This window comes from Veillonella tobetsuensis (assembly GCF_002959935.1).
Taxonomy (GTDB): Bacteria; Bacillota; Negativicutes; order Veillonellales; family Veillonellaceae; genus Veillonella; species Veillonella tobetsuensis.
The window spans coordinates 139,331-148,597 of record NZ_PPDF01000007.1 but is presented as its reverse complement, the minus strand read 5'-3'; the positions used below and the strand labels follow the sequence as shown (position 1 = coordinate 148,597).

Annotated in this window: 12 protein-coding genes; 10 read left to right on the top strand and 2 right to left on the bottom strand. The window is 37.5% G+C overall.

Annotated features, from left to right (window positions below; all coding sequences use genetic code 11):
* A partial coding sequence (locus VTHSUH11_RS03005; protein WP_146104606.1) for a transposase occupies positions 1-651 on the bottom strand: 651 nt, incomplete at its 3' end.
* 315 nt (positions 652-966) lie between these two features.
* On the opposite strand from VTHSUH11_RS03005, the gene VTHSUH11_RS03000 reads away from it, so the two are divergent.
* The 5 genes from VTHSUH11_RS03000 (at position 967) to pyrR (ending at position 3,886) form a co-directional block, all read left to right on the top strand.
* Complete coding sequence (locus tag VTHSUH11_RS03000) at positions 967-1,230, top strand: SemiSWEET family transporter (protein ID WP_004696474.1); 264 nt, start codon at positions 967-969, stop codon at positions 1,228-1,230.
* Positions 1,231-1,722: 492 nt separating this feature from the next.
* A complete protein-coding gene (locus VTHSUH11_RS02995; protein ID WP_005377422.1) occupies positions 1,723-1,887 on the top strand; it encodes a DUF362 domain-containing protein in 165 nt (54 codons plus the stop codon).
* Between the two features lie 107 nt (positions 1,888-1,994).
* Entirely contained in the window at positions 1,995-2,435 is a 441-nt protein-coding gene (gene lspA / locus VTHSUH11_RS02990) for a signal peptidase II (protein ID WP_105092606.1), read from the top strand.
* Positions 2,436-3,353, top strand: a complete 918-nt coding sequence (locus VTHSUH11_RS02985) for an RluA family pseudouridine synthase (RefSeq protein ID WP_059363452.1) — start codon at positions 2,436-2,438, stop codon at positions 3,351-3,353.
* A gap of 11 nt (positions 3,354-3,364) precedes the next feature.
* Positions 3,365-3,886, top strand: a complete 522-nt coding sequence (gene pyrR, locus VTHSUH11_RS02980) for a bifunctional pyr operon transcriptional regulator/uracil phosphoribosyltransferase PyrR (protein WP_105092605.1) — start codon at positions 3,365-3,367, stop codon at positions 3,884-3,886.
* A 55-nt stretch (positions 3,887-3,941) separates the two neighbouring features.
* On the opposite strand, the gene VTHSUH11_RS02975 is transcribed toward pyrR, so the two are convergent.
* Positions 3,942-5,147, bottom strand: coding sequence for a tRNA(Met) cytidine acetate ligase (locus VTHSUH11_RS02975; RefSeq protein WP_105092604.1), 1,206 nt, complete (start codon positions 5,145-5,147; stop codon positions 3,942-3,944).
* Positions 5,148-5,355: 208 nt separating this feature from the next.
* On the opposite strand from VTHSUH11_RS02975, the gene VTHSUH11_RS02970 reads away from it, so the two are divergent.
* The 5 genes from VTHSUH11_RS02970 to radC all read left to right on the top strand — a co-directional run bounded on the left by VTHSUH11_RS02970 (position 5,356) and on the right by radC (position 9,267).
* The gene (locus VTHSUH11_RS02970) at positions 5,356-5,919 is read left to right on the top strand and encodes a hypothetical protein (protein ID WP_105092603.1); all 564 of its coding nucleotides are present in this window, start codon (positions 5,356-5,358) and stop codon (positions 5,917-5,919) included.
* 3 nt (positions 5,920-5,922) lie between these two features.
* Positions 5,923-7,125, top strand: a complete 1,203-nt coding sequence (locus VTHSUH11_RS02965; protein WP_059363444.1) for an acetate/propionate family kinase — start codon at positions 5,923-5,925, stop codon at positions 7,123-7,125.
* A gap of 157 nt (positions 7,126-7,282) precedes the next feature.
* Positions 7,283-7,888 carry a hypothetical protein gene (locus tag VTHSUH11_RS02960; RefSeq protein ID WP_105092602.1) on the top strand — a complete coding sequence of 202 codons (606 nt, stop codon included), beginning with the start codon at positions 7,283-7,285 and terminating at the stop codon, positions 7,886-7,888.
* Positions 7,889-7,896: 8 nt separating this feature from the next.
* A complete protein-coding gene (locus VTHSUH11_RS02955) occupies positions 7,897-8,466 on the top strand; it encodes a Maf family protein (protein WP_105092601.1) in 570 nt (189 codons plus the stop codon).
* A gap of 102 nt (positions 8,467-8,568) precedes the next feature.
* Positions 8,569-9,267, top strand: a complete 699-nt coding sequence (gene radC, locus VTHSUH11_RS02950) for a RadC family protein (RefSeq protein WP_105092600.1) — start codon at positions 8,569-8,571, stop codon at positions 9,265-9,267.

Below are 9,267 nucleotides of genomic sequence, written 5' to 3'. Positions count from 1 at the left end.
GCGTTTAAACTGTATGGACATATCCATTACAATAAACTTAACTTGTACGCGATCTTTATGTTTAAATGATGCAAAATAGCGGATTAATGCTTGCGTATCACGTTTCGGTAAAATGTCTAATATTTCGTGTGTATCTGGATTGGTTAAATTGACTTGGTATTGATGACCTTCCGCATTTCCTTTGAATTCATCAATACCAATAACAGTAGGTAGTGTTTTAGGCTTAGGTATAGTAATCATAGAGCAATATCGTAATACTGTAGTAATAGATGTATCACACTCGTTAGCGATAGCAGTATAGGTTACACTTTCAGTAAGTTTGTCAAATAACAAATTAATATTGGTTATACTTAGTTGCATATGTTTTCGTACAAATGGATTGGTCTCGGAAAAAGAGTGCTTACAATGAGGGCAAATATATCGACGTTGTCTATATTTTCCAATTAATGGTCCTCGTTGTACTTTTCCAAATTTTACCGTACGTATGCGGTAATCTTTAATACGCTCTGTAGTTTCTCCGCATTTTGGGCAAATATGTGGTGTTACCGGTACTTCTATGTCAAAAATAAATGTTCCGTCCAATTCGTAGCTATTTGTAATATATTCTTGTTTTACATTATGTAAAAATTCAGTATAATCAGTAGTAGGCATATAAGCTCACATCCTTTCTTTAGGACTTTGACACTTTTATTGTAAAGCATGTGAGCCTTATATGCTTATTTTTTGCAAAAAAATAATGTTGGAAGTGACACCGTAGTGGTGTCACCCCAACATTTATTATAGAGCCGTTTTTTATGATTTTAGCCTATATGATTTTAATATAGATTACATATAAGTGTAATCAAAAGCAATATGAATTAAACTAATTTGCATGATTAATTTTACACATTTGACTACATCGAAAAAAATATGATATAGTATATTGTGTAAGATATAATAATGTAATGTTGAATAAGGAGGTCATCTATGACAAAAGAAAGATTTAACATGTTAGTTGGTTCTATTGGTGCATTTATTGGTGTATTTGTATTTTTAGCCTATATCCCACAAATAATTGCTAATCTTCATGGTCAACCTAGTCAACCATGGCAACCATTATTTGCAGCAGTATCCTGTTTGATCTGGGTATTATATGGTTGGACAAAATCACCTAAACGTGATTATATTTTAATCGTACCAAACCTTGCAGGCGTTATTTTAGGTACACTAACATTCTTAACATCTTTCTAAGTGCTATAAGAAAAAAATAGTATTATTGTTATATAGTGAATAATAGTAAAGATATTACTTTACTTTATAAATATAAATGAGGTCGAATCGTATGATTCGGCCTTTTTTAGAGTGAAGTTTATATGTTAGATTAAAATATAGATAAGCGTTAAATCTGTTGTAATAAAAAAATAGTTTTTATGATAATAAATATTGATAATTGAATTCCTAGTATATTACTACGTATTTTGATAAAAATGATAATTGGTGCATTCTCAATTATTGAAAGATATATTTGAATATATAAATGAAAAGAAATATCAAAATCATGATAAACATAGACTTTATATGATAAAAAGGAACAATTGTTATGCAAAATAATATACAAAATTTTATCATTTTCGTTTGACTTTCAATTATTATTGTGTGATAATGAGAACAGAAGTTAAGGCAAGTGCCTTTTTAAATGATAATAATAAGTTTTCTTTTATAATGTTCCTATGGAGGTTTATCATGAGAGTTATTGCTGATGGTTGCATTAAATGTGGTTCTTGCGCATCTGTTTGCCCAGTTGCTGCTATTTCTGAAGGCGAAACTAAATACGAAATCAACGATACTTGCATCGACTGCGGTTCTTGCGAATCCGTTTGCCCAGTATCTGTAATTTCCGCTGAGTAATCACAAATAAAATACGCCCCTCATTGAGGGGCTTTTTATTTTGCCTAAAATCATGTAACTTAGTATAATAGGACTATTAAGATATATATTTGATAAGGGAGTAAATTTTGTTTTATTTAATTGTAATTATTTGGCTTGTACTTGATCAAGTCTCAAAATATTATGTAATGAATCATTTTGCAATAGGTGAATCAGTGTCTGTTATACAAAATGTATTTCATTTAACGTATATTATAAATCGTGGGGCTGCCTTTGGTATGTTAGCAAATCAACGATGGTTCTTTTTGGTAGTCGCTTTTATTTTGATTATTGTGTATGCTATCTATCATAAGAAGGTTAATAGAGGCCCTATTTCCTTGCGCATAGGTAGTGCATTACTTATTTCTGGTGCCATCGGCAATGGCATTGATCGTTATGTATTACATGGTGTGGTTGATTTTTTTGATTTTAGAATTTGGCCTATTTTTAATGTCGCAGATATTGGTATATGTGTCGGTGTTGCATGCATCATATATCATTTGTTAATAAATGAACATGAGGAGTCATAGATGAACGAATATATTGTATCTTTGGAACAAGAGGGAAAACGTCTTGACGTATTTTTGACTGAAGTAATAGAAGGGTCTCGTAGTTATATCCAAAGTCTTATAAAATCTGGTCATGTTCAGGTCAATGGCAAGGTTGGTAAAGCTAATCTACGCCTTAACGTAGATAGCGTAGTTTCTGTTGAGATTCCTGAACCTGAATCTGTAGAGGTATTGCCTGAGGATATTCCTGTAGATTATCTATATGAGGATCATGACATCATTATTATTAATAAGCCACGTGGTATGGTGGTACATCCAGCAGTAGGGAATTACTCTGGTACTCTTGTGAATGCCTTATTGCATCATTGTAAGGATTTATCCGGTATCAATGGTGAAATTCGCCCTGGTATTGTACATCGCTTAGATAAGGACACTTCTGGTGTAATGATGGCTGCAAAAAATGATGCCGCTCATATTGGTTTGGCAGAGCAGGTGAAAGCCCATAGTGCTAAACGCACGTATTTAGCTCTTGTACAAGGTAATATTGTAGAGGAAAAAGGGATTATTAAGGCACCTATTGGTCGACATCCAAAAGACCGCATGAAGATGGCTGTAGTTTTTGAAAATAGCAAGGACGCTATTACCCATTTTAAAGTGCTTGAACGCTATGGATATCAAACATTAGTAGAATGTGTGTTGGAAACTGGGCGTACACATCAAATTCGTGTTCATTTTGCGCATATTGGGCATCCTGTTGTTAATGACCCATTCTATGGTTATCGTCGCATGGATTTCCCTATAGAAGGGCAAGTGCTTCATTCTCATACCTTGGATATTGTACATCCAATTACAGGAAAAGAGATGCATTTTGAAGCGCCAGTACCTGAGGACTTTCAAAATTGTATCGAGTTTGCTAAGGAATATAGAGAACGTAGATAAGGGATACTACTATGGAAACAAAGCGTATTTTAATGGATGGAGACGCAATTAAACGTGCCATTAGACGTATTGGTCATGAAATCTTAGAACGTAATAAAGGCCTTTCTAATGCTGTTATTGTTGGTATTGAACGACGTGGCGTGATGCTTGCTAAACGATTACAAACAGAAATTCATGCTATTGAGGGGCTTCATATTGAATGTGAACCTTTAAATGTGGCCATGTATCGCGATGATCGAGATACTCGTCCTAAGGAAGGGGCACCATGTTCTATTGATACCACAGAAAAGACAATCATCCTCGTAGATGATGTATTATATACGGGACGAACAATTAGAGCTGCTTTAAACGCATTGATGACCTCTGGGCGTCCTAAATCGATTCAATTAGCCGTACTAGTTGATCGCGGTCATCGTGAATTACCAATTCGCGCTGATTATGTAGGTAAAAATATTCCTACATCTCACTTGGAAAAGGTACGTGTACAAGTGATGGAATTAGATGGCTGTGATGGCGTGACCATCGAGCAATAATAGATAGTTACATATGAAAAGACTCGACCTACTACTATAAGTCGAGTCTTTATTTTTATGTTTCAATATATTGTGGGGAATAGCGAAAGTCATCATGACCTGTACGGGCTGTTGGTGCTTTAAACACATAGGCTTGTAAATCCGTAGCTTTCGTATCGATACAAAGCATTTCTTTTCCACAAATGGATACCATAGAATGAGCTTTTGCCCATTTTTGTATCACAGGGATGCTCGGTGTTTTATGTTTTAACCAGGTGCGTCCCCTTTGATTAAATGCCAATAGACGTGCATATTGTGGGCCTAGCATATGTGCTTCTTGTAAAATAGATTTAGTAATATGTAGTGCTGTATAGGCTGCCATGCGGCGCAATCTAGCATAGGTATAACGTTTAGTTTTAATTTCTTCAAGGGCATCGATCCAATTGGTTTGTCGCATCGCTTGGTACCAACGATACTCAATGCCTTCTGTAAAATCGCCATATCTTTCTAGCTCTACTGTGGATAATAATCGATTGATGCCGTGTAGCATATCTTGATAACGTTCGTAGTCTACATAGGCACCGCTTTTTATGACTCTATTTACATCATCAATAATTGAGGCCGGAACATATGAATCAATTGCTTTATATTGGATGAGCGCTTCTCTTAAGGCAGTGCCTGATGGAAATTCTTGGCCGTAGGGGAGGAGGGTACTGTGATGTGACGACTGACGTGTAATGGGAACTACAGATAAATCATTAAAATATTGTTGTGCTGCTCGAATATACTCAAGACCTAGTAAGGCATTAGGAGCGTTGTTGATAAGTTCACCATTTCGCACATGTTCTGCAATCACTTGGCGTAAAGCAGTACCATAAGATACGCCTGTTCTTACTTGCCGCTGTATGGCATCTTGCCCTTGTTTGGTGTTTAAAAATTCAGCGGCTTCATGAAGCACTGTGTTGTTATTCAGTTCAGAGCCGAAGGAGATGCTGTCGATATGTAAGGCTTTCATAAGACGAATAGCACCGGTACAAAATAGTTCTGCACTGCCTAAGGAATAAACCGTAGGCAATTCGATTACCACATCGGCACCACCATATATAGCCCAACGGGCACGGTCGAATTTACTAAAGTAGGCCGGTTCGCCACGTTGCACAAAGGACCCACTCATAATAGCGATGCGCACTGCATCAGGATGGGTATTGCTTAATGTATGTAATTGATGGGAATGACCGTTGTGAAACGGATTGTATTCGCAGATAATACCGATTGCTTTCATATTGAGTCCTTTCATAGGTGTAATTTATATTATTATATAACAAATGAGTGAATTTATATAATTTGTTCTTTGCAGGGAAAATTCTGTGATCTTAGAAACTTTCAACATTCTTATATGGAATTATAGAATTTATTGTGAAAGTACTAGAATGGTAGGCGGTGTAATGGTATAATTATTTGTGAATTCTGATTTGACGTGAGGTGATTTGATGAAGGTTCAGTGGAAACGTACAGTACAAGCCATCGTATTAGGCACGTCACTACTGGCACTAGCTGGCTGTGGTTCCAATAATGTGATGGATATATATAGCTTTGGCAATCAAGTCATTCGTTCTGGACAATCAGAAGTGACTGTAGCATTGCCATATGAAATGGGAAAAACATCGGAAACCACTAGCGTTGATGGATATCCTATGGATGCATATGGAAGTTTAAGTCAACATATGTTGATTTCTGTGGAGGCTCGTCGAGCAGCCCCTAATAAAGCATTACCAACGGTAGCGGATTTTGTAAATCAAAAGAAATCTGAGTATGCTAAGTTAGGTGCTACTGTTAATGTAGAAAACATCGATTTAAATGGTGTTCAAGCACAGCTTATAACCGGTGATTTTTATGTTAACAAAATTAAAACTAGTTTCTCTCAATATGTCTTTGTAGATAAAGGTGTATTGTGGAATATAACCTATAGATATCCAGCGGATGATCAAATAGGTGCTGATATCAGCAAACAAATTATGAATAAGATTTACGTTACGCAAAAGAAAGAGGGTTAATCAATGAACGTATTAGTAGTTAACTGCGGCAGTTCCTCCTTGAAATATCAATTACTTGATATGACAACTGAACATGAATTAGCGAAAGGTTTATTTGAAAAGATTGGTGATCAAGACGCTATCTTCACTCATAAACGCCCTAACGCAGACAAATTAGAACGCGTTGAACCAATTTTGAATCATAAAGAAGCATTGCGCATCTTGCTTGACATCTTGGTAGATCCAGAGTTCGGTGTTATTGAATCTATGGATGAAATCGATGCAGTTGGTCACCGTGTAGTACATGGTGGTGAAAAATTCGCTGATTCCGTATTGATTACACCTGCTGTTATGCAAGCATTGGAAGAATGTGCGGCTCTTGCTCCATTGCACAACCCACCAAACATTCAAGGTATCGAAGCTTGCCAATCTATTATGCCAAACGTACCACAAGTTGGCGTATTTGATACTGCATTCCATCAAACAATGCCTAAAGAAGCTTACATGTATGCGCTTCCTTATGAATACTATGAAAACTATGGTATCCGTCGTTACGGTTTCCATGGTACATCCCACAAATATGTTGCACAACGTTGCGCAGAATTAATGGGTAAACACATGTCTGATCTTCGTATCATCACTTGTCACTTGGGTAATGGTTCTTCCGTATCCGCTATCAAAGGTGGTCGTTCCATCGATACTACAATGGGCTTCACTCCATTGTCTGGTTTGATCATGGGTACTCGTACTGGTGATATCGACCCTGCTATCGTTCCATTCTTGATGGATAAAACAGGCATGTCCTATGAAGAAGTCGACAAAGTAATGAACAAAGAGTCCGGCGTATTGGGTATTTCCGGTGTGTCCAATGACTTCCGCGTAATCGAAGAAGCGGCTGCTAATGGCCACAAACGCGCTAAATTGGCTCTTAACATGTTCCATTACAAAGTTCGTCGTGTAATCGGTGCTTTCGCTGCTGTTATGGGCGGTGTTGATGCTATCATCTTCACAGCTGGTATTGGCGAAAACGGTATCGGTAACCGCGATGCAATCTGCAATGGTTTAGAATACCTTGGCACACGTATCGACCCTGAACGCAACAATGTTCGTGGTAAAGAACAAGAAATCAGTGCTGAAGGTTCCAAAGTTAAAATCTTCGTAATTCCTACAAACGAAGAAATCATGATTGCTCGTGATACTCAACGCATCACAAGCGCTTTGAAATAATAAAAAGTACATGGATTATGCCCATTTTAATAGTTAATTAGACTATTTATACAAAGCCTCGTTTATATCTTAGATATAAGCGGGGTTTTTGTAGTTTTTCAGAGATGAATCCTATATAATAAATAGTATGCAGAGTCATTTTTGAAAGGGGTTACGTATGAATATTTTATATAGTGAACAGTCTCAACGCACCCGTAGTGCGGAGTTATTAGTATTACTCTTTGTTGTTTTGCTAATCGGTGCCATGATATTTACGACCTTTAGAAGCCTTAATGTAGGGCATCTCTTATTGGCTGAATATTTTATCGAGCTAGCCGCGCTTGTTGTTATCGTCAAACAGGCCGTTAGTCGCTACACGTATACATTAACAGATACAGAATTTATCATCGAAGAGAATTCCTTTTTTAGAAAGCGTACATTTTCTGTAAAGTATGAGGATATTGATGGTATTTATGCGTATAATCGCGATTTTTTAACGAATTTGCACTATCGCTATAAGTATAGAAAATGTTCTACCTCTGATGATAGACCGATTTGGTTCATGGTATATTCCATTACTAAAGGAAAAAAGGTTCAATATGGTCGTGTTATGTTGAAAGCAGAGGCTGCATTCTATGAAACACTTGAACAGTTTGTGCCTAATCGCGTGCGCGTACCAGAAGCAGATGTTATTTTCTATGCTACCGTGCGAGCTGATGCGGTGAAACAAGGTATCGATGTTAAGGAATATTATGAAAGCCTAATTAATAGTGTAGAAGAGTAGGAAGTATTATGAGTGGATTATATTTGGCGAGCCAATCTCCAAGACGTACAGAACTATTGACCCAAGTAGGCATTGAGCATACCGTTGTTTCTAGTTCCTATGAAGAGGATAATGTGGTTATCACGGATCCTATCGAGATGGTCAAGGCCCAAGCCTTGGGAAAGGCTCGTTGTGCAGAGGGGGTACCAGAAGGTGGTATCATTTTAGGGGCAGATACGATTGTAGTATGTAATGGTCAGGTGCTTGGAAAACCTCACAGTAAGGATGAGGCACGCGCTATGCTTCGTACCTTATCCGGACAAGTTCATTCCGTCATTACCGGTGTAGCTCTTCTTATCAAAGGCCGTGAGATTGTATTTCATAATGAAACAAAGGTATATTTTAAAACATTAGCAGATTTTGAAATAGAGTCTTATATTGATTCCCTAGAGCCGATGGATAAGGCTGGTGCCTACGGCATCCAAGGGAAGGGGGCTTTGTGGGTGGATACAATCGAAGGCTCTTATACGAATGTGGTAGGACTGCCCGTAGAACATGTATACGAAGAATTATGTAAAGCGTTGGGCGTAAAGTCATAAATGTAATAGGAAAAATCTGTACGAAAAATAGGTTCGTAACATAAAGATAATAGAAATATTGAGGCTGATTTTGTTTGCGTACTGTAAGAATGGAGAAATTCTATGCAAGTCAGAACTATCAGCGTAAAAGATATGTTGCCATTTCAACGGCCACGGGAAAAATTTGTTGCCTTAGGGCCTAAACAAATGGCGATGGAAGAATTGTTGGCTATATTATTGAGAACAGGCTTGAAAGGTCAATCATCTATCGATTTAGCGCATACGATTATTGACTCTTTCACAGACGGCATCCGCGGATTAAATCATATGACTATAGATGATTTAGTTAAAATCAAAGGTGTTGGTATGGATAAAGCGGTTACCATTTGTGCTGCTGTAGAACTAGGTAGGCGTTTAGGAGAATTAAAGATTACCTCTACGTACGAAGATTTTTCGCAGCCTTATGTAATAGCTCAATATGTGATGGAACGGCTCCGCCATGAAACGGAAGAACATGTGTTGGCAGCCATGCTGACGTCTCGCAATAAATTAATTCACATAGAAACCATATCTAATGGAGGCCTCACATCGAGCCTTGTGGAGCAACGGGCCGTATTTAGAAAGGCCATAGCTTGCAATGCGGCGGCTATTATATTAATACATAATCACCCATCTGGCGACAGCAGACCTAGTGATGATGATATACGGGTTACCAAGTTATTTGTGAGTGCAGGACAATTTATGGGCATTCCAGTTTTGGACCATATCGTCATTGGCGATGGCGAGTTTACGAGCTTGAGTGAAATTGGTAAATTAAGCTAG

What these genes read in the sequence shown, in the direction of transcription:
- VTHSUH11_RS02960 (WP_105092602.1), top strand. Translation starts at nt 7,283, where the DNA reads ATGAATATTTTATATAGTGAACAGTCTCAACGCACCCGTAGTGCGGAG.
- VTHSUH11_RS02975 (WP_105092604.1), bottom strand. Translation starts at nt 5,147, where the DNA reads ATGAAAGCAATCGGTATTATCTGCGAATACAATCCGTTTCACAACGGT.
- VTHSUH11_RS02995 (WP_005377422.1), top strand. Translation starts at nt 1,723, where the DNA reads ATGAGAGTTATTGCTGATGGTTGCATTAAATGTGGTTCTTGCGCATCT.
- pyrR (WP_105092605.1), top strand. Translation starts at nt 3,365, where the DNA reads ATGGAAACAAAGCGTATTTTAATGGATGGAGACGCAATTAAACGTGCC.
- VTHSUH11_RS02955 (WP_105092601.1), top strand. Translation starts at nt 7,897, where the DNA reads ATGAGTGGATTATATTTGGCGAGCCAATCTCCAAGACGTACAGAACTA.
- VTHSUH11_RS03000 (WP_004696474.1), top strand. Translation starts at nt 967, where the DNA reads ATGACAAAAGAAAGATTTAACATGTTAGTTGGTTCTATTGGTGCATTT.
- radC (WP_105092600.1), top strand. Translation starts at nt 8,569, where the DNA reads ATGCAAGTCAGAACTATCAGCGTAAAAGATATGTTGCCATTTCAACGG.
- VTHSUH11_RS02985 (WP_059363452.1), top strand. Translation starts at nt 2,436, where the DNA reads ATGAACGAATATATTGTATCTTTGGAACAAGAGGGAAAACGTCTTGAC.
- VTHSUH11_RS02970 (WP_105092603.1), top strand. Translation starts at nt 5,356, where the DNA reads ATGAAGGTTCAGTGGAAACGTACAGTACAAGCCATCGTATTAGGCACG.
- VTHSUH11_RS02965 (WP_059363444.1), top strand. Translation starts at nt 5,923, where the DNA reads ATGAACGTATTAGTAGTTAACTGCGGCAGTTCCTCCTTGAAATATCAA.